The organism is Streptomyces sp. Ag109_O5-10 (assembly GCF_900105755.1).
Classification (GTDB): Bacteria; Actinomycetota; Actinomycetes; order Streptomycetales; family Streptomycetaceae; genus Streptomyces.
The window spans coordinates 6,695,559-6,719,652 of sequence record NZ_FNTQ01000001.1 but is presented as its reverse complement, the minus strand read 5'-3'; the positions used below and the strand labels follow the sequence as shown (position 1 = coordinate 6,719,652).

The window sequence follows — 24,094 nt, the reverse complement described above, 5'->3', positions numbered from 1 at the left end:
TGACTGAAGGAGCCGTTGTCATGACGCAGCTTTCGGCTGCCCAGACTGTGCAGAACAGCCCCTCCGACGGCAGCAGGACGCTGTACGGGGGTAAGGGCACCCGCCGCATCACGGTTCGCGACATCGCCCTCGCCAAGGAGCGCGGCGAGAAGTGGCCCATGCTCACCGCGTACGACGCGATGACCGCGTCCGTCTTCGACGAGTCCGGCATCCCGGTGCTGCTGGTCGGCGACTCGGCCGGCAACTGTCACCTGGGCTACGAGTCGACGGTCCCGGTGACCCTCGACGAGATGACGATGCTGTCGGCGGCCGTGGTCCGCGGCACCCAGCGTGCGCTGATCGTCGGCGACCTGCCCTTCGGCTCCTACCAGGAGGGCCCCGTGCAGGCGCTGCGCTCGGCGACCCGGCTGGTGAAGGAGGCCGGGGTCGGCGCAGTCAAGCTGGAGGGCGGCGAGCGCTCACACGAACAGATCCGGCTGCTCGTCGAGTCCGGCATCCCGGTGATGGCGCACATCGGCCTGACCCCGCAGTCCGTCAACGCGATGGGCTACCGCGTGCAGGGCCGTGGCGAGGAGGCGGCCCAGCAGTTGCTGCGCGACGCCAAGTCGGTCCAGGACGCGGGCGCGTTCGCGGTCGTGCTCGAACTGGTCCCGGCGGAGCTCGCCGCCGAGGTGACCCGGGTGCTGCACATCCCGACCGTCGGCATCGGCGCCGGTCCCGAGACCGACGCGCAGGTCCTGGTCTGGACGGACATGCTCGGCCTGACCTCGGGCCGGGTCCCGAAGTTCGTGAAGAAGTACGCGAACCTGCGCGAGGTCATGGGCGACGCGGCCCGGGCCTACGCCGAGGACGTCGTCGGCGGAACGTTCCCGCTGGAGGAGCACTCCGTCCACTGAGCGCTCCGCCGGACCAGCCGTGACGCGCCGTCTTTCGTCTGCGGCGTCGTCCTGGCCGGTCGCGCGGTTCCGCCCCCAGCGCCCCCTGCGGGCGCTGCACAGAGCCACTGCGGAAACACCAAGGACAGCCCGCCGATCTTCCCCCGTCGGCGGGCTGTCCCCTTCTTTGCGCCTAAACCGGCGCACGCTCTCGCGGAGGTGGTCGCTCACCGTCGTGGTTGCTCAATTGAGGGTTGCGGTGGTCGTCGGGGGATGCGCTGGTCGCGGTCGGTGGCCGTCAGCGGGCCTCCGCCGCGGTCGCCGTCGGTAGGACATCGGTCCGCTGTCGGCCGGCGTCGGCGGCCTGTCGGAGGTTTGTCGGTGGGGGCTGGCACCGTACTTTCCATGACGCGAATCGACAACAACGCCGTGTCCGTACGGGGGCTGGTGAAGCACTACGGCGACACCAAGGCACTCGACGGAGTTGATCTGGACGTCCGCCAGGGCACCGTGATGGGTGTGCTCGGGCCGAACGGGGCCGGCAAGACCACCCTGGTGCGGATCCTGTCCACACTGCTGCAGCCCGACGCGGGAGAGGCGACCGTCGCCGGGTACGACGTGCTGCGCCAGCCCCGCCAGCTGCGCCGGGTGATCGGCCTGACCGGGCAGTACGCCTCCGTGGACGAGAAGCTGCCGGGCTGGGAGAACCTGTACATGATCGGGCGGCTGCTCGACCTGTCACGGAAGGACGCGCGGGCCCGGGCCGACGAACTGCTGGAGCGGTTCTCGCTGACGGACGCCGCGAAGCGGCCGGCGAGCACGTACTCCGGTGGCATGCGCCGCCGGCTCGACCTCGCCGCCTCGATGATCGGGCACCCTCAGGTGCTGTTCCTGGACGAGCCCACCACCGGTCTCGACCCGCGCACCCGCAACGAGGTGTGGGACGAGGTCAAGGCGATGGTCGGCGACGGGGTGACCGTGCTGCTGACCACCCAGTACATGGAAGAGGCCGAGCAGCTCGCCTCCCAGCTGACCGTCGTGGACCGCGGGAAGGTCATCGCGAACGGCAGGGTGGAGGAGCTGAAGGCGAAGGTCGGCGGGCGGACGCTGCGGGTCCGGCCCGTGGACCCGCTGCAGGTCCGGCCGCTCGCCGCCATGATCGACGAGCTGGGGATCACCGGGCTCGCCGGTACCACCGTGGACGCGGACAACGGCACCCTGCTGGTGCCGATCCTCAGCGACGAGCAGCTGACCGCCGTGGTCGGCGCCGTCACCGCCCGCGGTATCACCATCAGCTCCATCGTCACCGAACTGCCCAGCCTGGACGAGGTGTTCCTGTCCCTCACCGGCCACCGCGCCAGTGCCCCGCAGGACGCCGCGCCCGCCGACGACCGTCAGGAGGTCGCCGTATGAGCGCCACGACCGCCACCGCCACCACGACCGCCACCGACGTCCGGATCCCGCTGCGCGGGCACCTGAGGCACACCGGGGCCCTGATCCGCCGCAACCTGCTGTGGATCCGGCAGGACCCCGAGTCGATGTTCGACGCCCTGCTGATGCCGGTCGTCTTCACGCTGCTGTTCGTGTACGTCTTCGGCGGCTCGATCGGGCAGGCGCTCGGCGGCGGCCAGGACGGCTACGTCCAGTACGTCATCCCGGGCATGATCGCGATGATGAGCATGACGCTCTCGCAGGGCGTCGGCACCGGGTTCAGCCAGGACTTCAACTCCGGTGTGATGGACCGGTTCCGGTCGCTGCCGATCGGGCGCGGCTCGGTGCTGTTCGCGAAGATCTCGGTGGAACTGGTGCGGATGCTGTTCGCGACCGCCGTGCTGATGATCGTCGCCGTGCTCGTCGGGTTCCACATCAACCACTGGGGCGGGCTGTTCGCCGCCGTGGGCCTGTCCGCGGTGTTCGCCTCCTCGATCATGTGGGTGTTCCTCACCCTGGGCGTGATCCTGAAGAACGCCCAGTCCGTGCAGGCCATGGGGTTCCTGGTGCTGTTCCCGCTGCAGTTCGGCTCGTCGATCTTCGCGCCGACGAAGTCGATGCCCGGCTGGCTGCAGGCCTTCACCGACTACAACCCGCTCTCCACGCTCGCCGACGCGGCGCGCGGACTGATGGTCGGCGGCCCGGTCGCCCACGACCTGTGGGTCACGCTGGCCTGGTCGGTGGGGATCACGGCGGTCGCGGCACCGTACGCGATCCACCGGTTCCGGACGAAGAGCTGACGGCCGCCGGGAAGTTCACCCGGACGACGTCAGAGCAGGGCGGTGACCTCCGCGCGGGAGAGGTCACCGCCCTCGGCGTACGCGGACCCGTAGGCCGCGTCGTCGGCGAGGGCGGCCCGGACCGCGGCCTCCGACCGGTCACGCGCCGTGCGCTCCAGGCCGACCTGGACATGGCCGGGCGGCAGCAGGGCGTCGGCGGCGCCCAGGCAGCGGGCCGCGTCCAGGGCGCGCACGCCGCCGTCGAGGCGGGCCAGCGAGATCGCGGCGACGGCCAGGCAGACGGACGGCAGATGCGGGGTGATGGCCTCGCTCAGCGGGTCGGCGGCGAGCCGCAGCGCGTTGCGCGCCCTGCCCAGGGCCTCCGCGTGCAGGCCTTCGAGGGCGTCCACCCAGGCCTCCTGGGTGAGGATCAGGGCGTCGAAGACCACGAAGTGCGAGATCTTGAACTCGCTGCGCAGCAGCCGGACCTGCTCGCGGGCCTCGGGGACGCGGCCGCTCAGCAGGAGCCAGGGGGTGAGGAAGAGCCGGGCGGCGGGCATCGCCTCGTTGTGCACGGCCTCGTTGTCCGCGATGACCTGGCGCAGCAGCCGCTCCCCGCGCTCGGTGTCGCCCGACTCGATCAGCACACCGCCCAGGCGGGCGTGAAGCAGGGCGGCCTGGGCGCGGGCACCGAGCCGGCCGACCCGCTCGATGGCGGCCTCGTAGTCGGCAGCCGCCGCCCGGTAGTCGCCGCTGCGCTCCCGGGCCTCGGCGCGCCCGGAGAAGGCCTCGGCGGTGCCCCAGTCGTCCCCGAGGCGCCGGAAGATCTCCAGCGCCTCGTCGGCGTCCCGGGTGGCGTCGCCCGCCCAGGCGGCCCGGTTGGCCAGCAGGTTGGCGCGCATGGCGAGGCTCCCGGCCAGCTCCCACTCGTAGCCGGGCGTCTCGCGGCAGGTGCGGACGGCGGCGTCGAGGATCTCGCGCAGCCGGTCCATGCCGCCGGTCAGCATCACGGCGAAGAACCAGAACATGCCCGGTGCCCGGCAGGTCTGCGGCAGGCCCGGGTCGTAGACCTCGGTGACCGCGCGCAGCTTCGCCTGCGCCTCGGGCGTCTGCCAGACGTCCATCTCGGTGTCCATGCAGGCCAGATGGGCCAGGTGCACACCGCGCCGGGCCTCGGCGAGGAGCTCTCCGGTGTACGGCGGCGGGGTGTCGGTGCAGCGCTGCCACACCGGTTCGGCCCGGCGCAGCGGCGGGACGAACGGGTCGGGGCCGAGGGCGATGACGTCGGCGCACCAGGTGCGGGTCTCGATCCGCTGATCGTGCATCTGCCAGTACCAGAACAGGGAGTGCAGCAGGCAGAGTGCCTCCTGCTCGTCCCGCAGGGCGATGGCGTGCCGCAGCGCGGTGCGCAGGTTCTCGTACTCCAGCTGGAACCGGGCGATGGCGGCCCGCTGGCCGGGGCCGCGCAGCAACGGCTCGTTGGTGCGGGCGAGTTCGCGGTAGTAGGTGAGGTGGGCGCGCTCGGCGGCGGCGCGCTCGCCGCTCTCGTCGAGGCGCTCGCCGGCGTACTCGGAGACGGTCTCCAGAAGCCGGTAGCGCATCCCGCCGTCCGCGGCCTCGCCCGAAGGGGCCGCAACCACCAGGGACTTGTCGACCAGGGAGCCGAGCGCGTCGAGGGCGGCCGGGCCGCAGACGGCCTCGGCGGCGGCCAGGTCGCAGCCGCCCGCGAAGAGGGAGAGGCGGCCGAGGACGGCGCGTTCCCCGGCGTCCAGCAGGTCCCAGGACCAGTCGACGACCGCGCGCAGGGTCTGCTGGCGGGGCAGCACGGTGCGGCTGCCGGAGGTGAGGAGCCGGAAGCGGTCGTCCAGCCGGTCGGCTATCTGGCGCGGGGTCAGCATCCGCAGCCGGGCCGCGGCCAGTTCGATGGCGAGGGGCAGTCCGTCCAGGCGGCGGCAGATCTCGGCGCAGGCCGCCGCGGTCTCGGCGTCGGCGTCGACCGTGAAGCCGGGGCGGGCCGCGGCGCCCCGGTCGGCGAGCAGCCGCAGCGCCACCGGCTCGGGCAGCGGCTCCACCGGGCGCAGCAACTCCCCCGGCACGCCGAGGGGTTCGCGGCTGGTGGCCAGGATCGTCAGGTCCGGACAGCGCTCCAGGAGCCGGGCCGCCAGGTCGGCCGCGGCGTCGACGACGTGTTCGCAGTTGTCGAGGACGAGCACCATCCGGCGCCGGGCGCAGTGTTCGACGAGCCGCTCGACCGGGTCGTCGTGCCGGTCGGCGGCGGCCCGCATGGTCTCGGCGCCGCCGCCGTACAGTACGGCCTGGCGGGCGCCCAGCGCGCTGAGCACGGCCTCGGGGACGTCGGCCGGGTCCTCGACGGGGGCCAGTTCGGCCAGCCAGACGCCGTCCCGGGCGTACCCCACGGTCTCGGCGGCCTCCTGCGAGAGCCGGGTCTTGCCGGCCCCGCCGGGCCCGAGCAGGGTGACGAGGCGGGCGGTGGCGAGGTCGCCCCGGATGGCCTCGATGTCGGCCTCGCGCCCGACGAAGGAGGTGAGCCGGGCGCGCAGGTTGCCGGGCCGCGCCGGTGCGTCCGCCGCGGGTGCCGGGTCGAGGAGCTCGCCGTGCAGCGCGCGCAGCTCGGGTCCCGGGTCGGAGCCGAGGCGGTCGGCGAGGAGGTGGCGTACGTCGTCGTAGGCGGCCAGCGCCTCGGCGGTGCGGCCGGTGCCGTGCAGGGCGCGCAGGCGCAGCACCTGGAGGGGTTCGTCGAGGGGGTGGGCGTCGCACAGGGCGGTCAGCTCGGGCAGGGACTGCTCGGCCTGGCCCAGGGCGAGGGCGGCGGCGTGCCGGGCACGCAGCGCGTCCAGGCGGCGGACGTCGACGCGGGCCGCCTCGGCGGTGCGGTCGGGCAGGTCGGCCAGGGCCGGGCCGTGCCACAGGGCGAGGGCGTCGTCGAGGACGGCGGCCGCCTTGGCGGGGTCGCCGTCGGCGAGGGCGCGCAGGCCTTCGCCGGTGAGCCGCTCGAAGCGGTGCAGGTCGACGTCGTCGGAGGCCGCGGCGAGCCGGTAGCCGCCGTCGGTGGAGACGATCGCGGCCGCGCCGAGCGCCCTGCGCAGCCGGCCGACCAGCGCCTGCAGCGCCCCGCCGGCGTCGGCCGGTGGCTCGTCGCCCCACACCTCGTCGACGAGCAGCCCGGCGGGCACCGCGCGGCCGGGCCGCAGCGCCAGCACGGTCAGCAGGGCACGCAGCCGCGCCCCGCCCACGGGGACGGGCGTGCCGTCGGGGCGGAGTGCCTGGGTGGTGCCGAGGATCGCGTAGCGCACGGGGTCCATTGTCCCTGGGGACGTCAGGAGCGGTCACGGGGTTTCACCGGCAGGGTGCCGGGGCCCGTCGGGAACGCCGGCCGGCCCCGCACGGGAACATCAGGGGCGGCGGGCGCGCCTCCCGGTGCCGTCAGGGGTGCAGGACGTGGCCGGTGTCCGGGGCGTCCAGTGTGACGAGGGCACCGCAGGTGCGACGGACCCGCCCCAGGCCCCCCATCGTGCCGAGGTCCACCTCCCCGAACCATCTCGGGCAGCTGTCGGCGGGCTCCAGCGTGACGGTTCCGGGCACCGCTTCCAGGCCGCGCCCCGTGCCCTGGAGCACGACTCCCGCCCGGTTCCCCTGCCCTTTCCCCTTCCCCTCCCGCGGCGGCGCCGGGTCGGCACGGCGGAAGCGGTACTCCTCGTGGACCAGGTCGACGGCATGGACGCGGCCGGTGGTCGGCCGGTCGGGTCCGCCGTGGTTCTCCACCCAGGCCTCGGCGCCGTACCCGGCGTTCCCCCGCCCGGCCCCGGCCCCGTACGCGACGAGCTTCCAGGCAACCTCGTCGCCGACGGAGAACGGCGTACCGCAGCACTCCATCTGCCAGTCCTCGTAGAACACCTTCAGCAACGGCATGGCCCCAGGCTCCAGGAACCGGGCGCCGGTCGCGAGACGTTTTCCTCCGTGCCGAGAGGTATTTCCCCTGCACCCGACGCGTTTGCGCCCCCCGCCAGGTACGGTCGGACCCGCGCCGACCCCCAGTCCTCCAGGAGCCCCGCAGATGACCGCCACCACCACCCGCCCCAGTGACCGGCGGATCAGTCCCGTGTTCGTCGGGATCCTCGCCGTCACCGCGGTCACCGGGTGGGCCACCTGGTCCGGATTCGCGGAGCGGCCCGGGGTCGCCGTCTTCCTGTTCGTGACGGCGGCCTGGATCGTCTCGCTCTGCCTGCACGAGTACGCGCACGCGCGCACCGCCCTGCACAGCGGCGACATCACGGTGGGATCGAAGGGCTATCTGACCCTGAACCCCCTGAAGTACACGCACGCCCTGCTGAGCATCGTGCTCCCGGTACTGTTCGTGATCATGGGCGGGATCGGCCTGCCGGGCGGCGCGGTCTTCATCGAGCGCAGCCGGATCCGGGGCCGCTGGCGGCACAGCCTCATCTCCGCCGCCGGCCCGCTGACCAACGTGCTGTTCGCCGCCGTCTGCACCGCCCCCTTCTGGCTGGACGCCCTGGACGGCGTCCCGCGCGACTTCCGCTTCGCGCTCGCCTTCCTCGCCCTGCTCCAGGTCACGGCCGCGATCCTGAACTTCCTGCCGGTGCCGGGGCTGGACGGCTACGGCGTAGTCGAGCCGTGGCTGTCGTACAACATCAAGCGCCAGGTGGAGCCGTTCGCCCCGTTCGGCCTGCTCTTCGTGTTCGCGCTGCTGTGGGTGCCGTCGATCAACAGCGCGTTCTTCGACGTGATCGACGCGCTGCTGCGCCACCTGGGCGTCGACGACTTCTCCCAGTACTGCGGGCAGCAGCTCTACCGCTTCTGGCAGGGGCCGAACGACTTCTGCTCGGTCAGCCAGTAACGGCGGCGATCACGCCGACAGCGGGAACTCCTCGCCCAGTTCCCGGAACACCGCCGTGTTGAGGACGAAGGCCCGCTTGCACTCGGCGACGACGCGCTGCTTCTCCAGCTCGTCGGCGTCCACCGCGTCCAGCAGTTCGCGGTAACCCCGCTTGAAGGCGGCCGGGTTGGCGATGTGCTCGAAGACGTAGAACCGGACGCCGTCGCCCTTGCGCCGGAAACCCCAGGTCCGCTCGGCCCGGTCGCGGATGATCTGGCCGCCGGAGAGGTCGCCGAGGTAGCGGGTGTAGTGGTGGGCGACGTAGCCGGCGGGCCAGCGCTCGGCGCACTCCCGCACCCGTGCCGCGTACTCCTCCGTCGCCGGCAGCGCCGTCAGTCCGGTCCGCCATCCGGCCCCGCGCAGGTGCGCCAGGTCCCGCTCCAGCGCGGCCAGCCGGAACAGCTCGGGCCGCACGAACGGCCCGGCCACCGGGTCCGCCGCCAGCCGCCCGGCCGCGCCCTCCAGCGCGTCGTACACGAACCACAGCTGCTCGGTGTAACGGGCGTACGCCTCCACACCGAGCCGGCCGGCCAGCAGGTCGCTCATGAACGTCGAGGTCTCCGCCGCCACGTGCTGCTCATGGGACGCGGTGCGGATGAGTGTCGAGAAGGAGTCCATGGACAACATCCTTTAAGGTAAGGCTTACCTAAGTCAATGCCCTTGCCGACGCTCCGTCGGTAAAGTTACCGACACCATGTCGGCAAAAGCGTACCGGAAAAAGGCCCGCTCTCCGAGGGGAGGGCGGGCCCGGCGGCAGCGGGGGGGTTACGGCAGGGTCAGGATCTCCGCGCCGGTGTCCGTCACCACCAGCGTGTGCTCGAACTGCGCGGTGCGCCTGCGGTCCTTGGTGACGACGGTCCAGCCGTCGTCCCACATGTCGTACTCGTGGGTCCCGAGCGTCAGCATCGGCTCGATCGTGAAGGTCATCCCGGGCTGCATCACGGTCGTCGCGTGCGGGCTGTCGTAGTGCGGGATGATCAGCCCCGAGTGGAACGAGGAGTTGATGCCGTGTCCGGTGAAGTCCCGCACCACTCCGTACCCGAAGCGCTTCGCGTACGACTCGATGACCCGGCCGATGATGTTGATCTGCCGGCCCGGCCGGACCGCCTTGATCGCCCGGTTCAGGGACTCCCGGGCCCGCTCCACAAGGAGCCGGCTCTCCTCGTCCACGTCCCCGACCAGGTAGGTGGCGTTGTTGTCGCCGTGCACCCCGCCGATGTACGCGGTCACGTCCAGGTTGACGATGTCACCGTCCTGGAGCACCGTCGAGTCCGGAATGCCGTGGCAGATGACCTCGTTGACGCTGGTGCACAGGGACTTGGGGAAGCCGCGGTAGCCGAGCGTGGACGGGTAGGCCCCGTGGTCGCACATGTACGCGTGCGCCACCCGGTCGAGTTCGTCCGTCGTCACACCCGGCGCGATGATCTTCGCGGCCTCCTCCATCGCCTGCGCGGCGATACGGCCGGCGATCCGCATCGCCTCGATGGTCTCCGGGGTCTGCACCTCCGGCCCGGTGTACGGGGTCGGCGCGGGTTTGCCGACGTACTCGGGGCGGCGGATGTTTCCGGGTACCGAACGGGTGGGAGAGAGCTCCCCTGGTACGAGCAGCGACTGGCCAGACATGCCAGCGAGTCTAACCAGCGGGCATGGGGGAACATGTGGATGGCGAAAGGAGCCGGTCATGGCCCTGTTCAAGAAGCGGACCGTCGCGAAGGCGGGCGAGTGGTACTACTGCCTGCAGCATCAGAAGGTCGAGGAGGGGCCGGACTGCCCCGCCAAGGACCGGTTCGGCCCTTACGCCACCCGTGCGGAGGCCGAGCACGCCATGGAGATCGCGCGGGAGCGCAACCTCCAGTGGGAGAACGACCCGCGGTGGCACGACGCACCCGCCGGGGACTCCTCCGACGAGGGCTGATCAGGAGGGCTGGGCGGGGTCGGCCGCGAGGCCGGGTGCGGGTCCGGCGGTGCGCCGGGCGCGCAGTCGTACGGCGTGTTCGTTCGTCTGCGCGTCGTAGGACATCAGGGCGGGCAGGCACAGGGCCAGCAGGCCGACCGCACCGGTGCACAGCAGGCCGCCCGCGCCGACGGACGCCCGCACGCCGAGCCATCCGGCCATGGAGCCGGAGCGGACCTGGCCGAGGGTGGGGCCCACCGAGTACGACAGCAGTTCGATCCCGGCGAGCCGGCCGCGCAGCTCGTCGGGGATCGTCTGGTTCCACATCGCGGCCCGGAAGATCCCGCTGACCATGTCGCAGCCGCCGGCGACGGCGAGGAGGAGCAGGACCAGCCACACGTTCGCCACGGCGCCGGCGGCGGCGATCGCGAGGCCCCACAACGCGGCCGCCAGCACCACCATCCGCCCGTGCCTGCGCACCCGTGAGGTCCAGCCGCTGACCAGGCCCACGAGGAGCGAACCGGCCGGAATGCTCGCGTACATCAGGCCGAGCGACCAGTCCGCGTCCAGTTCGTCGGCGAGGAAGGGCAGCACCGCGAGCGGCATGGCCAGGAACATGGCCGCGAGGTCGACCGCGTAGGTGCCGAGGAGTTCCTTGCGGTTCCAGGCGTAACGGGCGCCCTCGGCGATCGAGCGGAGGGAGGGCTTCGCGGCCTCGTGGGACGCCGGGGACGGCGCGATGCCGACGACCAGGGCGACGGAGACGACGAACGTGACGAGGTCGGCGCCGTACGCCCAGCCGAGGCCCGCGTAGGCCACGACCAGGCCGGCGACGGCGGGGCCCGCGACGCCGCCGACCGTCCAGCGGAAGGAGTTGAGGGCAGCCGCGGCCGGGAGGTCGTCGTGGGCGACGATCCTCGGCAGCAGGGAGTCGAGGGCGGGGCGCTGGACCGAGACGAGGGCGGCGGACAGGGCCGCGACCGCGTACAGCGGCCAGACCGCCGGGTGCGGCAGCAGCGCGTTCACCAGCAGGCCCGCGCTGAGCAGCCCCTGAGCGGCCTCGGTCCGGACGATCAGGGCGCGCTTGTCGAGGGCGTCGGCGAGGGCGCCGCCGTAGAGGCCGAAGAGGATGAGCGGGAGCAGTTCGACAGCGCCGATGGCGCCCACCGCGGCCGCGGAACCGGTGAGGTCCTTGATCTGCACCGGGAGCGCGACGAACGTCAGGAAACTCCCGAAGGTGCTGATCAGGCCGGAGACCCACAGTCGCCGGAAGTCGGCGGAGGCCTTCCAGGGGGCTAGGTCGGGGAGGAGACTCACGCTGGGTCATGCTGAATGCCGCGCTCGCCGGGAGCAAACGCTTTTCGCCCGGGCGCGGCTCGGTGGGGGCTGGTCGCGCGGATCCCCGCGCCCCTTCGGGGGCGCTGCACCAAGGCGCCCCGTCAGGGGTGCTGGGGGTCCCCCCCGGCCGAAGGCTGGGGGAGGAACTGCGCGAGCAACCACTACGCGCCTGCAGCCGACATCCTTGGCCGCGGGTTCCGCCTCCGCTCCCCCGCGCTTGCGTCGCAGCCGAGGTCCCGTGCCTTCTACGGTGCTGCCGAAGGCAGTTCGGCCGGCCGAGTCGGGTGGGCGGGTGGGCGGAACATCACCAAGGCGTCGGAGGCGGGGCCGTCACGGTGTCCGCGAGGCGGGCGAGGCGGTCGCGGAAGCGGCGGCGGCCTCGTGAGGAGGGGCCGTTCTCGCCGGTCGCGGCGCTGACGAGGTGCTGGACGGTGTCCAGGTCGAGTTCCGCGGCCTCGGGGACGGTGAGGGTCTCGTGGGCCATGGCGCTGAGCGCGTCGTCGGTGGTGGCGAGGGTCAGGACCGTCACGCCGGCCCGGCGGGCGGTGTGGACCCGCTCCAGGAGGGGTCCGGCGTCTCCCGGCGCCACCACGAGCAGGGTCTCGCCCCGGCGGGCCGCCTCGATGCGGCCGGGGCCGACCGCGAGGTGCGCCGGGTCGGTGGGGCGCGCGCCGTGCCGTACGAGGGTCGGCGCCAGTTCCGGCGTACCGGACCAGGCCGCCTCGTCCACGAGGTGCGCGGCCAGGTGCCACGGCTCGTACTCCGGCGTACCGACCAGGAGCAGCCCGCCGCCGTGGGCCACCACGGAGCCCCGCAGCGCGCCCGCGAATCTCCGGGTGGCGGTCAACCACTCGGTCCCGGCGAGCACTTCGCGCAACAACGCGACCCGTACGGCGTCCATGCCTCCGCATACTGCCGCAATCGGACACTCGTGACGTGGAGTTCACCCCGAATTCGCCCGGCCCGGGGAGGAGGCGGCCCATGAGTGACGCAGAAGCAAGCATTCCCTTTCGCGCGGGCGAAGAGGGCTACGCCAGTTTCCGGATCCCGGCGGTGGTGGTCTCCCGGGCGGGCACCGTGCTCGCCTTCTGCGAGGGGAGGGTCGACTCCGCGGCCGACCACGGGCACATCGACGTGGTGCTGAAGAGGTCGACGGACGGCGGGCGCACCTGGGGGCCGCTCCAGGTGGCGGCGGACAACGGGACCGATCTCGCCGGGAACCCGGCCCCCGTCGTCCTCGACACCGGCCGCATCCTGCTCGTGCACGTCCGCAGCGCCGCGTCCGCCACCGAGGACGCCATCCTGCGCGGGCAGGTGTCCGACGCCGACGGGCGGCGGGTGTGGGTGCGGCACAGCGACGACGACGGGGTCACCTGGTCCGCGCCGGTGGAGATCACCCAGTCCGTGAAGAAGCCCGGGTGGCGGTGGTACGCCACCACGCCGGGGCACGCGATCCAGTTGCGTTCGGGACGGGTCGTCGTGGCCGCCAGCCACACCCTGCCGCCCACCGGCACGGACAACGGCACGGAGGGCAGGTACAACAGCGGGCACTGCCTGCTCAGCGACGACCACGGGGCGACCTGGTACCTCGGCTACGTGGACGAGAACACCGACGGGTACATCAACGTCAACGAGACCACCGCAGCCGAACTGCCCGACGGGCGCGTCTACTTCAACACGCGCAACGATTCCCCGGCGCCGGGGAACAGGGCCGACGCCCACTCGGCGGACGGCGGCCGCACGCTGGTGAAGCCCTTCCGGCCGCAGGCCGGGCTGACCGCGCCCGTCTGCCAGGCGAGCGTGCTCCAACTCCGCGATCCCGACGTGCTGCTGTACTCCGGGCCGGGCGATCCGGGGGCCCGGGCCCTGATGACGGTCCGCGCCTCCGCCGACGGCGGCACCACCTGGCGGGCCGTGTACACGGTCGACGGGCTGCCCGCCGCCTACTCCGACCTGACGCGGATCGACGCGGCCACCGTCGGGCTGCTCTACGAGACGGGCGACTTCAGCGCGTACACGACGATCACGTTCCGCCGGGTGCCCGTGAACCGGCTCACCTGACCGCACCTGGCCGGGTACGGCCGCCGGCCCGGACGTAGAGTCGGCCCATGACCTCTACCGACAGTGCACAGCAGCCGGCGGCCGACAAGGCTCCCGCGGCCGCCAAGGATCCCTGGGACCTGCCCGACGTCTCCGGTCTGGTCGTGGGTGTGCTCGGCGGCACCGGCCCGCAGGGCAAGGGCCTCGCCTACCGGCTGGCCCGGGCCGGCCAGAAGGTGATCATCGGCTCGCGGGCCGCCGAGCGCGCGCAGGCCGCCGCCGACGAGCTCGGGCACGGTGTCGAGGGCGCCGACAACGCCGAGTGCGCGCGCCGCAGCGACCTGGTGATCGTCGCCGTGCCGTGGGACGGGCACGGCAAGACGCTGGAGTCACTGCGCGGGGAACTGGCCGGCAAGCTGGTCGTGGACTGTGTCAACCCGCTCGGCTTCGACAAGAAGGGTGCCTACGCGCTGAAGCCGGAGGAGGGCAGTGCGGCGGAGCAGGCCGCTGCGCTGCTGCCGGACTCGCGGGTCACGGCCGCCTTCCACCACCTCTCCGCGGTGCTGCTCCAGGACCCGGAGATCGAGGAGATCGACACCGACGTGATGGTGCTCGGCGAGGTGCGGGCCGACGTCGAGGTCGTGCAGGCGCTGGCCGGCCGGATCCCGGGGATGCGGGGCGTCTTCGCGGGCCGGCTGCGCAACGCCCACCAGGTGGAGTCCCTGGTCGCGAACCTGATCTCGGTCAACCGCCGCTACAAGGCACACGCCGGGCTCCGGGTCACCGACGTCTGAGCGGATGGGGGACACTGGTGGCTGCCATCGGTGTCCCCACGTCTTCGGAAAGACGTCTTCGGAAAGCGATCGACTCCTATGCCCCGCCTCGCCCTCTACGCTCTGATCGTCTGCGTCCTCGCGGCCGTCGCCGCCGTCGTCTCCTTCGTCCAGGGCAGCTGGCTGATCGGCGTGGTCTGGGTGCTGCTGACGGGGCTGTCGTCCAACATGACCTGGTACTACGTGCGTCGCGGCCGTCAGGAGAAGTCGGTCACCGGCTGATCCCCGGCTGCCTCTCCGGGCCCTCCAGGAGGACCCGCCCGCCGATCTCCACCCAGCCGTACGGCTGCGGCGCGGTCAGGATCTGCGAACCCCGGCCCTGGGTGATGTTCAGGGCCCGGCCCAGCTGCGCGGTGAGCAGCAGGGCGGCCGCCCCGGTCGCCTCGTCCTCGTCGATGCCGTCGTTCCGGCCGGGGAAGGCGCGGGCGCGGACCCGCCCGGCCGACTCGTCCTCCCAGGCCCAGGCGTAGATCCACTCCCCCGGCGCGGGCACGGGCAGCGCGTCGACCTCCGCGGCCTTGGCGTACTGGCGCAGGGTGCGCGGCGGGACCCACTCCGGGAGCGCCTCGATCCAGCTGAACTCCCCGTCCAGCCGGGCGCCGACCACGCCGGCCGGGGTGACCAGTTCGGGCACGTCCAGCAGCCACGCCGTGCCGACGCAGGGGTGGCCGGCGAACGGCAGGCGGAGGGTGGGGGTGTAGATGTCGACGACCCCGCGCTCGGGGTCGTCGACGAACACGGTCTCGCTGAACCCGAGCTTGGCCGCCAGCGCCTGCCGGTCCTCCCGGTCGGGCAGCAGGGAACCGTCCCGGACGACCCCCAGCTCGTTGCCGTAGCCGCCGTTCGCCGCGCAGAAGACACGCAGCACGTCGTAATCAGTCACAGCGGCATTGAAGCACTCACGGGCCGGGCGGGCCGCGCCGATGGAGGCAGGGCGCCGCCCCTGCCTCCGGTGCCCCCGGCCGCGTCGCCGCCGACGGCCCTCCCGCCGAAGCGTTCCGCACGTCACTTGACTCGTACTTTACTCACTCTTGGCGTGTGCTTTAACGTATCGAAATCAAGCCGTGCCTGTGATCTTTCCGTGCCCGGCGAATCGCCACCCGCGCGGGTACGAGTGAGGTAAGCCTCAGGTAAGTTAGGGCAGCCTCACCACACCACCCCAGCTTGGAGCCTGCATGCGTGCCGTCCGACTCACCGTCACCGCCGCCGCCACCGTGGCCGCCCTGACCGCTCTCTCGGCCTGCACCGCGAAGAGCGACGCCAAGGGCGACGACGCGATCCAGGTCACCGCCGCCGACGCAAAGTGCGAGACGTCGGCGAAGTCGGTCCCGGCGGGGCACGTCACGCTCGCCATCGAGAACACGGGATCCAAGGCCACCGAGGTCGAGATCCTCTTCCCGGACGACCGGATCGTCTCCGAGAAGGAGAACATCGGGCCGGGGACCAAGTACACGCTGACCGCCGAGGTGAAGGCGGGGTCGTACGAGATAGCCTGCCGGCCGGGGATGAAGGGGCACGGCGTCCGGCAGAAGCTGACCGTCACCGGCGGCGCCGTCGCCAAGCGCGACCCGAAGCTGGACGCGGCCGTCGCCGCCTACCGCGAGTACGCGCAGGAGCAGGCCGACGCGACGATCCCGAAGGTGCAGACGTTCGTCGACGCCGTCAAGGCCGGGAACATCGAGGCCGCCAAGGACGCCTACGCCCCCTCCCGGGTCGGCTGGGAGACCACCGAGCCGATCGCCGAGTCGTTCGGGGACATCGACCCCAAGACGGACACCCGCGTCAACGACCTGGAGAAGGGCCAGAAGTGGACCGGCTGGCACGCGCTGGAGAAGGCGCTGTGGCAGGACAAGAAGGCCGGCGCCGAGCAGAAGACCCTCGCCGATGAGCTGCTCGCCGATCTGAAGGACTGGCAGAAGCGGGTCGGCAAGGCCGAGATCACCCCGACCTCCATGGCCAACGGCGCCAAGGAACTCCTCGACGAGGTCGCCACCGGCAAGGTCACCGGCGAGGAGGACCGCTACTCGCACACCGACCTGAGCGACTTCAAGGCCAACGTCGACGGCGCGCAGAAGGCGTACGAACTGCTCAAGCCGGTCGCCCGGCAGAACGACGCGGCGCTCGTCACCGAACTGGACAAGGAGTTCGCGGCGCTGGACACGCTGCTCGACAAGTACCGCACGGACAAGACCTCCGACGGCTTCGTCTCGTACGACACGGTCACCGAGGCGCAGCGCAAGGAACTGTCCGACGCGGTCAACGCCCTCGCCGAGCCGCTGTCCAAGCTCGCCGCGGCCGTGGTCAAGTAGGGAGCGGGACATGGGTGACAAAGCCACTCCCTCGCGTCGGGCGGTCATCGGCTGGGGCGGCGCCGGACTCGCGCTGGGCGCCGCCGTGGCCGGGGGCGCGGTGGCCGCGGCCGAGTCCGGCGGCGACGACGCCGGGCCCGCCACCGCCGTCGCGTTCCACGGCGCCAACCAGGCCGGTATCGCCACCCCGGTCCAGGACCGGCTGCACTTCGCCGCGTTCGACGTGAAGACCGACGACCGGGCCGAGTTCGTACAGCTGCTGAAGGACTGGACGGCCGCGGCCCGGCGGATGACCGCGGGCAGGGCCGTCGGCGAGGGCGCGTACGGCGGGCTCGCCGAGGCGCCCCCGGACGACACCGGTGAGGCCCTCGGGCTCAGTCCGTCCCGGCTGACGCTGACGATCGGCTTCGGGCCGTCCTTCTTCGAGAGGTTCGGACTCGGCGGACAGCGACCCGCCGCCCTCGTCGAGCTGCCGAAGTTCCCCGGGGACAACCTCGACGCGTCCCGTAGCGGCGGCGATCTCTGCATCCAGGCCTGCGCCGACGATCCGCAGGTCGCCGTGCACGCCATCCGCAACCTCGCCCGGATCGGCTTCGGCAAGGTCGCCATCCGCTGGTCCCAGCTCGGCTTCGGGAAGACCTCGTCCACGACCCCTGACGCCCAGACGCCCCGCAACCTCATGGGGTTCAAGGACGGCACCCGCAACATCGCGGGGACCGAGACCGACCGGCTGAAGAAGTTCGTGTGGGTCGGGGACGGGGACGGACCCGGGTGGATGAGCGGGGGGTCGTACCTCGTCGCCCGGCGGATCCGCATGAACATCGAGACCTGGGACCGGACCTCGCTGCAGGAGCAGGAGGACGTGTTCGGCCGGGACAAGGGCGAGGGCGCCCCGGTCGGCAAGGCCAAGGAGCACGACGAGCCGTTCCTGAAGGCCATGAAGCCCGACGCCCACGTACGGCTCGCGCATCCGGACTCCAACGGCGGCATCACCATCCTGCGCCGCGGCTACTCCTTCACCGACGGGACGGACGGGCTCGGGCGGCTCGACGCCGGGCTGTTCTTCCTGGCCTACATGCGTGACGTCGGCAAGGGGTTCATCCCGCTCCAGCGCAAGCTGTCGGCGTCCGACGCGCTCAACGAGTACATCCAGCACGTGGGTTCGGCGGTCTTCGCGGTCCCGCCCGGCGTCCGGGACAAGGACGACTGGTGGGGCCGGACGCTGTTCTCCGAGTCCTCCGAGTCCGCAAAGCCCGCCGAGTCCGCCAAGGGGGCGTGATCCGTGTTCTCCAACTACCTGATCGGTCTGCGGGAAGGCCTCGAGGCCTCGCTCGTCGTCTGCATCCTCATCGCCTACCTGGTCAAGACCGGGCGCACGGACGCCCTGAAGCCGATCTGGATCGGCATCGCGGTGGCGGTGCTGATCGCCATGGGCTTCGGGTGCGCGCTCGAATTCGGTTCCCAGGAGCTGACGTTCGAGGCACAGGAGGCGCTCGGCGGGTCCCTGTCCATCGTCGCGGTGGGCCTGGTGACCTGGATGGTGTTCTGGATGCGCCGCACCGCCCGGCACCTCAAGGCGGAGCTGCACGGCAAGCTGGACGCCGCCCTCGCGATGGGTACCGGCGCACTGGTCGCCACCGCCTTCCTCGCCGTCGGCCGGGAGGGCCTGGAGACCGCGCTGTTCGTGTGGGCCTCCGTGCACGCGGCCAGCGACGGCACCCCGCGCCCCCTGATCGGCGTGGCGCTCGGCCTGGCCAGCGCCGTGTTCCTCGGCTGGCTGTTCTACCGGGGCGCGCTGCGGATCAACCTCGCCAAGTTCTTCACCTGGACCGGCGCCATGCTGGTCGTGGTCGCGGCGGGCGTGCTGGCGTATGGTTTCCACGACCTCCAGGAGGCCGACTGGATCCCGGGACTGACCAGCCAGGCCTTCGACATCAGCGGCACCGTCCCGCCGGACAGCTGGTACGGGACGCTGCTGAAGGGCGTGTTCAACTTCCAGCCGGACCCGACCGTGCTCCAGGTCACGGTGTGGCTGCTGTACCTGGTCCCGACACTCGCGTTCTTCTTCGCCCCGGTAGGGTTCGGCTCCGGGAAGGGGAAGGTGAAGGCACCTGATGACGCACCTGAGGACGCACCTGACGAGCAGGGATCGCGCCCCTCGACGGCTCCGCAGACTCCGTCGGCGTGACCGGAACGCGCTCATAGCGGTCTCGCTGACCGCCCTGTCGCTGACGGCGAGCGGTTGCGTGGTGGTGCACGGGGAGCGCGAGGTGCTCCCCACCACCACCCGCGCCGAGGCCGCCAAGGCGCTCCGGCAGTTCACGGACGCCTACAACGAGGCCGACAAGGCCTACGACGGCTCCCTGGACGCGGACTACACGACCGGCGCCCTCGGCGACATCGACTCCGCGCGCCTGAAGGCCGGGCACGTCAACAGCCCGGCCGGCAACTCCGCCCACTCGGCGCTGGAGTTCGACGACGTCACGTACACCATCCCGAAGAAGGCCGGCTGGCCGCGCTGGTTCCTCGCCGACGCGCACGCCAACAAGGGTGGCGACGACCGCTGGCTGCTGGTCTTCACCCGCAACAGCCTCGACCAGTCGTTCCAGGTTGCGTACCTGACACTGGTCGCGCCGGACGCCGTACCGAAGTTCACCACCGACAAGGCCGGCTGGGCCGAGGACGTACCGGCGAACAGCGCTCGGCTCACCGTCCCCCCGGGCGACCTGAGCCAGGACTACGCCGCGTACCTGAGGAGCGGCGGCACCGCCTTCGCGGACGGCCCGCACACCAGCGGCTGGCGCACCGACCGCAAGAAGTCGACCAAGCCGGGCCTGGCCACCCAGTACATCGACGAGCCGCTCACCGGCGGCGACTACGCGCCACTCGCCCTGCGCACCGCCGACGGCGGGGCGGCGGTGTTCTTCACCACCCGCTACTACGCCAAGGAGACGGCGGCCGCGGGCGCCTCCGTGCCGACCCCGAACCTCGGCGTCAAGGCCCTCACCAAGGGCGAGATCAAGCAGTCCCTGACCATGCAGTTCGTCTCCAACCAGGTCGCCCTGGACCCGGCCGGCACCGGCAAGGTCTCGATCCTGGGTCGCATCCAGGGCCTGACGTCAGCACAGGGTTCGTGACAAAACGCCCCCGCTGACAGCGCCCCGTCAGGGGCGCGGGGAACTGCGCGCCCAGCCCCCACTCGGCCGCAGCCGACCGACGGCCTGGCACAACCCAGCCGCACAACCCGACCCGGCGCTTCCCGCCGAGCACTCAGTGTCGGAGTGGCCAAGCGGCAGCGACCTGGTCGGCCTCCTCACCGGCATGCCGCGCGCACGCGTCCGTGAGGATCTCCAGCAGGCTCAGCGGGTCGGGCAGCGCGTGCTCGGGCCCGCGTACCCAGTGCACCCGCAGACCGCCGTCGCCGCCGGACAGCCTGGCGGGCGGTACGAGGACGTAGGAGCCCCGGCAGTGCCAGCGCAGCCCCGGGTGCTCGTCCATGGTCTCGGGGCGGCAGTCCAGCTCGCAGGGCCACCACTCGTCCTCGTCCTCGGGGGTGCCGCGGGTGAGGGTGAAGAAGAGCAGGCGGCCGTCGTCGCTCTCGGCGACCGGGCCGACCTCGACGCCGTTCGCGAGCAGCCGTTCCAGGGCCTGCAGGCCGGGCTCCAGGGGCACGTCCAGGACGTCGTGGCTCATGCCGGTCGCGGTGATGAAGTTGGCCTGCGGCTGGTGCCGGGCCCAGCGCTCGATCTGGGCGCGGTCGGTGGTGGACTGCGTCTGCCACGCGAACGACACCGGGTGCCGGGCCGGGGTGGGACAGCCGACGCGGTCGCAGGAGCAGCCGTAGCCGGGGGCGGGGTGTGCGGCGGGGGCCAGCGGGAGGCCCGCCTCGGCGGCGGCGAGCAGCAGCGCCGCGCGGCCCGGTTCGTCGGCGGTGGCGGCCTGCTCGGGGCGGCGGCCGCGGAGCCACTGGGAGAGTCTGCCCTGCCGGCCGGTCGGGCCGCCGAACCTCGCGCTCATCTGTCGCCTCGCCTCCCTCTGGTCCGGCCAGGATGCCTTATGGTCCCGTCTGGGCGTGAAGCGGGGGGTACGAGAGCTGTGTCACCCGGGTGGCCACGGGTCGCCCCAGTCCGCGTCCCGGGCCGCCTTGTACAGGTCGCCGTGGCGCTTGGTGACCGTCGTGCGGTGCAGCCGTTCGTCGGTCTCGCACAGGTCGAGCAGGACCTGGCCCTTGCGGATCTGGGGGCGGCGGACCACCCGGGCCGGTGCCGGGGCGGGCGGGAAGCGGGTGGCGGCCACGTAGCTGAACTTCTCGTCCTCGTAGGGCAGCGAGCCGCCCTTGACCCGGCGGTGCAGGGAGGAGCGGCTGACCCGGGCCGAGAAGTGGCACCAGTCCGTGCCGGGGGCGATCGGGCAGGCGGCGCTGTGCGGGCAGGGGGCGGCGACGTGGAAGCCGGCGGCGATCAGGCGGTCGCGGGCCTCGATGATCCGGGCGTAGCCGGCGGGGGTGCCGGCCTCGGCGATGACGACGGCCTGCGCGGCGGCCGCGGCGGCGTCGACGAGGGCGGCTCGGTCGGGCTCGTCGAGTTCGTTGAGGACGTACGACACCGTGACGAGATCGGTGCTCTCGATGGTGAGCGCCGCTCCGATCCGAGAGCGCTGCCACCGCGCGTCCCGGAGTGCCGGGTTCGCGGCGGCGATCTCCCGGCCGAGGGCCAGCGCCGGCTCGGCCCAGTCGAGGACCGTCACCGGCCGCGCGCCTGCCCAGGTGTCGGTCACCGCCCAGGTCGCCGCTCCCGTCCCGCCGCCGACGTCCACGTGGCTGCCCGGCGCCCACCCCTGCGGTAGCGCGTCGGCGAACGCCGCCAGCGCGGACCGTACCGCCTCGAAGGTCGCCGGCATCCGGTACGCGGCGTAGGCCACCACGTCCGCGCGGTCCCGCAGGATCGGTGCGTCGGTCGGGGTGGCCCCGCGGTAGTTGGCGATCAGCCGCTCGACGGCTCCGGCCGCCTGCTTCGGGGGGAGGCCGTCGAGCAGGTCGGAGAGCGCGGCGCGGAGCCGGTCGGCCGGTGGGCCGGCAGGGATGGGGTGGTTCACCCGGCGATTGTATGGACAGCCCTGGCGAGGCGGGTCGCCGCGGCCGCCCGGGGTGCGCTGTCGCCGGGACGGCGGCGCGGGTGCACGGTGTTGGCGAGCAGGACGAGGAACGTGTCCGTCGCCCGGTCCAGCACCAGGCTGGTCCCGGTGAACCCGGTGTGGCCCGCCGCCCCCTGTCCGGCCAGCTCGCCCATGAACCACGGCTGGTCCACCAGGAAGCCCAGGCCGGGCGGGGCCAGCAACAGGTCCACGAAGTCGGGGCCGAGGATCCGCGCCGGGCCGTAGGCGCCGCCCGCGAGCAGGGCCCGGCAGAAGATCGCCAGGTCCCTGCCGGTGGAGAAGAGGCCGGCGTGCCCGGCCACCCCGCCCAGCGCCCAGGCGTTCTCGTCGTGCACGACGCCCCGCAGCATCCCCCGGTCCGCCTTGGCCCACGGCCGCCGCTGGTCCTCGGTGGCCGCCGCCCCCGGGCAGGGTCCGAAGTCGGTGGCGGTCATGCCGAGCGGCCGGGTGATGCCGTCGCGGACCAGGACGTCGAGGGGGCGGCCGGTGATCCGCTCCAGGACCTGCTGGAGGAGGAGCAGGTTCAGGTCCGAGTAGCGGTAGGCGCCGGGGGCGCTGGTCGGGGCCTCCGCGCGGAGCAGGCCGAGGCGGGCCGCGTCGTCGGGGCAGTCGTAGAGCGGGAGTTCGGGGCGCAGCCCTGAGGTGTGGGTGAGGAGCTGGCGGACGGTGATGCCGTGCACGACGGCCCCGTGGAAGTCGGGGAGGTAGGCGCCGACGCGGGCGTCGATGCCGAGGGTGCCGCGCTCCAGTTGCTGCACGACGGCGACCGCGGTGAACAGTTTGGTGAGGGAGGCGACGTCGAAGGGGGTGTCGACGGTCGCCGGGACCCGGGCGGCGGGCAGCAGTTCGACACCGGCGTCGGTCTCGGGGTCGTACGCGGACCAGCGCACGGCCCAGCCGGAGGCCTCCTGCACGGCGATCACGGGTCCGCGTCCGGCGACCACGACGGCCCCGGCCGCCCAGGGCCGCTCACCGGCGGTGAGATCGTGCACTTCGCGGACGAGGTGCCTGAGTTCCGCGGGGTCGAGACCGGCCCGTTCCGGTGTCTCGACGCGCAGTCTCGGTACGCTCAGCTCCCTGCTCCCTCCGCCCTCGCACGGGTGTTCCCACGTGCTGCCCAAGGACGGCACATTCCCACGAAGCAGGCCAGTGCCACCAGTGCCCCCGCCAGTTGGACGATCGCCATGGGCACGGCGGTTCTCTCCCCGGCGACCCCGACCAGCGGCGAGGCGACCGCGCCGACGAGGAACGAGGAGGTCCCGAGCAGCGCGGACGCGGACCCGGCCGCCTGCCGGGTGCGCAGCAGCGCGAGGGACTGGGCGTTGGGCAGGGTGAAGCCCATCGCGGACATCAGGACGAAGAGCGCGGTGGCGACCGGGCCGAGGCCGACCGGGCCGAGGGCGCCGGTCGACATCAGCAGCAGGGCGGTCGCCGCGAGCACGGTCACGGCCAGGCCCGCCCCCAGCACCTTGTCCAGGCTGACCCGGCCGACCAGCACCTTCCCGTTGACCTGACCGGCGATCACAAGACCGACCGAGTTGAGGCCGAAGAGGAGGGAGAAGGTCTGCGGGGAGGCGCCGTAGATCTCCTGGATGACGTACGGGGACGCGGATATGTAGGCGAAGAGGGCCGCGAAGGCGAAGCCGCCCGCGAGCATGTAGCCGGTGAAGGGCAGGTCGGCCAGGAGGCTCCGCATGGCGCGGACGGCGGTGGCCGCTCCCCCGGCGTGCCGGTCGGCAGGCGGCAGGGTCTCCGGGAGCCGGACCCAGACCAGTACGGCGAGCAGCGTCCCGACGACCGTGAGGACGACGAAGACGCCCCGCCAGTCGGTCACCCGCAGGATCTGCCCGCCGATCAGCGGGGCGACGACCGGGGCGACCCCGGAGACCAGCATCAGGGTGGAGAAGAAGCGGGCCATGGCGACCCCGTCGTAGAGGTCGCGTACGACGGCCCGCGCGATGACGATGCCGGCCGCGCCCGCGAGGCCCTGGGCGAGGCGGAAGGCGATCAGGGTCCCGACGTCCGGCGCGACGGCGCACAGGACGGTGGCGACGACGTAGACGGCGAGGCCGGCCAGCAGCGGGCGGCGGCGCCCCCAGCGATCGCTCATCGGGCCGACGACGAGCTGTCCCAGTGCCATGCCGGCGAGGCAGGCGGTGAGGGTGAGCTGGACGGTCGCGGCGGGGGCGCCGAGGGAGCGGGTGACCTCCGGCAGGGACGGGAGGTACATGTCCATGGCCAGCGGGGGCGTCGCGGTGAGCCCGCCGAGGAGCAGGACGAGGAGGAGGCCGGCGCGGCGGGTGGCGGCGGGGGCGGGCGCCGGGCCGGGGCGGCCGGCGGGGCCGCGCGGTGCGGGGACGGCGGTGTCCTGGGCGTTCGCGGTGTCCTGGGCGTTCGCGGTGTCCTGGGCGTGCGGTGTCGGCCGCGCCGGCTGCTCGGGCATGTGTCCCCTGTCCCCCCGTCTTCGTGGGTCTCGCGGTCCGGTCGGCTGTTGCCGGACCCCGTCGGCCCCCGCATATGCTCTCA

General features: G+C 72.7%; 23 protein-coding genes. 12 read left to right on the top strand and 11 right to left on the bottom strand.

Annotated elements, in window-relative coordinates:
* The first annotated feature begins 20 nt into the window (after positions 1–20).
* The 3 genes from panB to BLW82_RS30655 all read left to right on the top strand — a co-directional run bounded on the left by panB (position 21) and on the right by BLW82_RS30655 (position 3,106).
* Positions 21–896, top strand: coding sequence for a 3-methyl-2-oxobutanoate hydroxymethyltransferase (gene panB / locus BLW82_RS30665; protein ID WP_093503747.1), 876 nt, complete (start codon positions 21–23; stop codon positions 894–896).
* Positions 897–1,280: 384 nt separating this feature from the next.
* Positions 1,281–2,288 (top strand): ATP-binding cassette domain-containing protein, encoded by a 1,008-nt coding sequence (locus tag BLW82_RS30660; protein ID WP_093503746.1) that lies wholly within the window; start codon positions 1,281–1,283, stop codon positions 2,286–2,288.
* Complete coding sequence (locus BLW82_RS30655; RefSeq protein WP_093503744.1) at positions 2,285–3,106, top strand: ABC transporter permease; 822 nt, start codon at positions 2,285–2,287, stop codon at positions 3,104–3,106. Before BLW82_RS30660 ends, BLW82_RS30655 begins: the two co-directional genes overlap by 4 nt.
* Positions 3,107–3,135: 29 nt before the next feature.
* Here the strand turns inward: BLW82_RS30655 and BLW82_RS30650 are convergent, their stop codons facing one another.
* Positions 3,136–6,408 carry an AfsR/SARP family transcriptional regulator gene (locus BLW82_RS30650; RefSeq protein ID WP_093503742.1) on the bottom strand — a complete coding sequence of 1,091 codons (3,273 nt, stop codon included), beginning with the start codon at positions 6,406–6,408 and terminating at the stop codon, positions 3,136–3,138.
* A 121-nt stretch (positions 6,409–6,529) separates the two neighbouring features.
* On the bottom strand, positions 6,530–7,015 hold the full coding sequence (locus BLW82_RS30645) for a DUF6578 domain-containing protein (protein WP_093503740.1): 486 nt from the start codon (positions 7,013–7,015) through the stop codon (positions 6,530–6,532).
* 145 nt (positions 7,016–7,160) lie between these two features.
* Here BLW82_RS30645 and BLW82_RS30640 point away from each other — a divergent pair, with 145 nt between their 5' ends.
* Complete coding sequence (locus tag BLW82_RS30640) at positions 7,161–7,961, top strand: site-2 protease family protein (protein ID WP_093503738.1); 801 nt, start codon at positions 7,161–7,163, stop codon at positions 7,959–7,961.
* A gap of 9 nt (positions 7,962–7,970) precedes the next feature.
* Here BLW82_RS30640 and BLW82_RS30635 read toward each other — a convergent pair whose 3' ends face one another.
* Positions 7,971–8,618, bottom strand: coding sequence for a biliverdin-producing heme oxygenase (locus BLW82_RS30635; protein ID WP_093503736.1), 648 nt, complete (start codon positions 8,616–8,618; stop codon positions 7,971–7,973).
* Between the two features lie 147 nt (positions 8,619–8,765).
* Positions 8,766–9,623: a type I methionyl aminopeptidase gene (gene map / locus BLW82_RS30630; protein ID WP_093503734.1), complete on the bottom strand. Its 858-nt coding sequence runs from the start codon at positions 9,621–9,623 to the stop codon at positions 8,766–8,768.
* Positions 9,624–9,681: 58 nt separating this feature from the next.
* Here map and BLW82_RS30625 point away from each other — a divergent pair, with 58 nt between their 5' ends.
* Positions 9,682–9,915, top strand: a complete 234-nt coding sequence (locus BLW82_RS30625) for a hypothetical protein (RefSeq protein ID WP_093503732.1) — start codon at positions 9,682–9,684, stop codon at positions 9,913–9,915.
* Here BLW82_RS30625 and BLW82_RS30620 read toward each other — a convergent pair whose 3' ends face one another.
* Together BLW82_RS30620 and BLW82_RS30615 are read right to left on the bottom strand one after the other, a co-directional pair.
* Entirely contained in the window at positions 9,916–11,211 is a 1,296-nt protein-coding gene (locus BLW82_RS30620; protein ID WP_093503730.1) for an MFS transporter, read from the bottom strand.
* Between the two features lie 325 nt (positions 11,212–11,536).
* Positions 11,537–12,133 carry a hypothetical protein gene (locus BLW82_RS30615; RefSeq protein WP_093503728.1) on the bottom strand — a complete coding sequence of 199 codons (597 nt, stop codon included), beginning with the start codon at positions 12,131–12,133 and terminating at the stop codon, positions 11,537–11,539.
* Positions 12,134–12,213: 80 nt separating this feature from the next.
* Here BLW82_RS30615 and BLW82_RS30610 point away from each other — a divergent pair, with 80 nt between their 5' ends.
* The 3 genes from BLW82_RS30610 (at position 12,214) to BLW82_RS30600 (ending at position 14,327) form a co-directional block, all read left to right on the top strand.
* The gene (locus BLW82_RS30610; RefSeq protein WP_093503726.1) at positions 12,214–13,293 is read left to right on the top strand and encodes a sialidase family protein; all 1,080 of its coding nucleotides are present in this window, start codon (positions 12,214–12,216) and stop codon (positions 13,291–13,293) included.
* A gap of 47 nt (positions 13,294–13,340) precedes the next feature.
* Entirely contained in the window at positions 13,341–14,066 is a 726-nt protein-coding gene (gene npdG, locus BLW82_RS30605; protein ID WP_093503724.1) for an NADPH-dependent F420 reductase, read from the top strand.
* 78 nt (positions 14,067–14,144) lie between these two features.
* Positions 14,145–14,327 (top strand): hypothetical protein, encoded by a 183-nt coding sequence (locus tag BLW82_RS30600; RefSeq protein ID WP_093503722.1) that lies wholly within the window; start codon positions 14,145–14,147, stop codon positions 14,325–14,327.
* Here BLW82_RS30600 and BLW82_RS30595 read toward each other — a convergent pair.
* Positions 14,317–14,988: a PhzF family phenazine biosynthesis protein gene (locus BLW82_RS30595; RefSeq protein ID WP_093503720.1), complete on the bottom strand. Its 672-nt coding sequence runs from the start codon at positions 14,986–14,988 to the stop codon at positions 14,317–14,319. The two genes, BLW82_RS30600 and BLW82_RS30595, sit on opposite strands and share 11 nt — an antisense overlap.
* Before the next feature lie 292 nt (positions 14,989–15,280).
* Here BLW82_RS30595 and efeO point away from each other — a divergent pair, with 292 nt between their 5' ends.
* From efeO to BLW82_RS30575, 4 genes are read left to right on the top strand one after another with little or no spacing between them, the layout of a single operon-like run.
* Positions 15,281–16,414 carry an iron uptake system protein EfeO gene (gene efeO, locus BLW82_RS30590; protein ID WP_093503718.1) on the top strand — a complete coding sequence of 378 codons (1,134 nt, stop codon included), beginning with the start codon at positions 15,281–15,283 and terminating at the stop codon, positions 16,412–16,414.
* Between the two features lie 10 nt (positions 16,415–16,424).
* On the top strand, positions 16,425–17,693 hold the full coding sequence (gene efeB, locus BLW82_RS30585; RefSeq protein WP_093503716.1) for an iron uptake transporter deferrochelatase/peroxidase subunit: 1,269 nt from the start codon (positions 16,425–16,427) through the stop codon (positions 17,691–17,693).
* Between the two features lie 3 nt (positions 17,694–17,696).
* Positions 17,697–18,602 (top strand): iron uptake transporter permease EfeU, encoded by a 906-nt coding sequence (efeU, locus tag BLW82_RS30580; protein WP_093503714.1) that lies wholly within the window; start codon positions 17,697–17,699, stop codon positions 18,600–18,602.
* Entirely contained in the window at positions 18,529–19,551 is a 1,023-nt protein-coding gene (locus tag BLW82_RS30575) for an SCO2278 family lipoprotein (RefSeq protein ID WP_093503712.1), read from the top strand. The genes efeU and BLW82_RS30575 overlap by 74 nt, the downstream gene beginning before the upstream one ends.
* Before the next feature lie 133 nt (positions 19,552–19,684).
* On the opposite strand, the gene BLW82_RS30570 is transcribed toward BLW82_RS30575, so the two are convergent.
* The 4 genes from BLW82_RS30570 to BLW82_RS30555 all read right to left on the bottom strand — a co-directional run bounded on the left by BLW82_RS30570 (position 19,685) and on the right by BLW82_RS30555 (position 24,011).
* A complete protein-coding gene (locus tag BLW82_RS30570) occupies positions 19,685–20,431 on the bottom strand; it encodes a bifunctional DNA primase/polymerase (protein WP_093503710.1) in 747 nt (248 codons plus the stop codon).
* An 81-nt stretch (positions 20,432–20,512) separates the two neighbouring features.
* Positions 20,513–21,508: a small ribosomal subunit Rsm22 family protein gene (locus tag BLW82_RS30565; RefSeq protein WP_177233124.1), complete on the bottom strand. Its 996-nt coding sequence runs from the start codon at positions 21,506–21,508 to the stop codon at positions 20,513–20,515.
* Positions 21,505–22,698 (bottom strand): serine hydrolase domain-containing protein, encoded by a 1,194-nt coding sequence (locus tag BLW82_RS30560; RefSeq protein WP_093503708.1) that lies wholly within the window; start codon positions 22,696–22,698, stop codon positions 21,505–21,507. The genes BLW82_RS30565 and BLW82_RS30560 overlap by 4 nt, the downstream gene beginning before the upstream one ends.
* Positions 22,638–24,011, bottom strand: coding sequence for a multidrug effflux MFS transporter (locus BLW82_RS30555; RefSeq protein WP_093503706.1), 1,374 nt, complete (start codon positions 24,009–24,011; stop codon positions 22,638–22,640). The genes BLW82_RS30560 and BLW82_RS30555 overlap by 61 nt, the downstream gene beginning before the upstream one ends.
* Positions 24,012–24,094 lie beyond the last annotated feature (83 nt).

Coding starts and splice junctions, on each gene's coding strand:
- panB (WP_093503747.1), top strand. CDS start 21: ATGACGCAGCTTTCGGCTGCCCAGACTGTGCAGAACAGCCCCTCCGAC.
- BLW82_RS30660 (WP_093503746.1), top strand. CDS start 1,281: ATGACGCGAATCGACAACAACGCCGTGTCCGTACGGGGGCTGGTGAAG.
- BLW82_RS30655 (WP_093503744.1), top strand. CDS start 2,285: ATGAGCGCCACGACCGCCACCGCCACCACGACCGCCACCGACGTCCGG.
- BLW82_RS30650 (WP_093503742.1), bottom strand. CDS start 6,408: ATGGACCCCGTGCGCTACGCGATCCTCGGCACCACCCAGGCACTCCGC.
- BLW82_RS30645 (WP_093503740.1), bottom strand. CDS start 7,015: ATGCCGTTGCTGAAGGTGTTCTACGAGGACTGGCAGATGGAGTGCTGC.
- BLW82_RS30640 (WP_093503738.1), top strand. CDS start 7,161: ATGACCGCCACCACCACCCGCCCCAGTGACCGGCGGATCAGTCCCGTG.
- BLW82_RS30635 (WP_093503736.1), bottom strand. CDS start 8,618: ATGGACTCCTTCTCGACACTCATCCGCACCGCGTCCCATGAGCAGCAC.
- map (WP_093503734.1), bottom strand. CDS start 9,623: ATGTCTGGCCAGTCGCTGCTCGTACCAGGGGAGCTCTCTCCCACCCGT.
- BLW82_RS30625 (WP_093503732.1), top strand. CDS start 9,682: ATGGCCCTGTTCAAGAAGCGGACCGTCGCGAAGGCGGGCGAGTGGTAC.
- BLW82_RS30615 (WP_093503728.1), bottom strand. CDS start 12,133: ATGGACGCCGTACGGGTCGCGTTGTTGCGCGAAGTGCTCGCCGGGACC.
- BLW82_RS30610 (WP_093503726.1), top strand. CDS start 12,214: ATGAGTGACGCAGAAGCAAGCATTCCCTTTCGCGCGGGCGAAGAGGGC.
- npdG (WP_093503724.1), top strand. CDS start 13,341: ATGACCTCTACCGACAGTGCACAGCAGCCGGCGGCCGACAAGGCTCCC.
- BLW82_RS30600 (WP_093503722.1), top strand. CDS start 14,145: ATGCCCCGCCTCGCCCTCTACGCTCTGATCGTCTGCGTCCTCGCGGCC.
- efeO (WP_093503718.1), top strand. CDS start 15,281: ATGCGTGCCGTCCGACTCACCGTCACCGCCGCCGCCACCGTGGCCGCC.
- efeB (WP_093503716.1), top strand. CDS start 16,425: ATGGGTGACAAAGCCACTCCCTCGCGTCGGGCGGTCATCGGCTGGGGC.
- BLW82_RS30575 (WP_093503712.1), top strand. CDS start 18,529: ATGACGCACCTGAGGACGCACCTGACGAGCAGGGATCGCGCCCCTCGA.
- BLW82_RS30570 (WP_093503710.1), bottom strand. CDS start 20,431: ATGAGCGCGAGGTTCGGCGGCCCGACCGGCCGGCAGGGCAGACTCTCC.
- BLW82_RS30555 (WP_093503706.1), bottom strand. CDS start 24,011: ATGCCCGAGCAGCCGGCGCGGCCGACACCGCACGCCCAGGACACCGCG.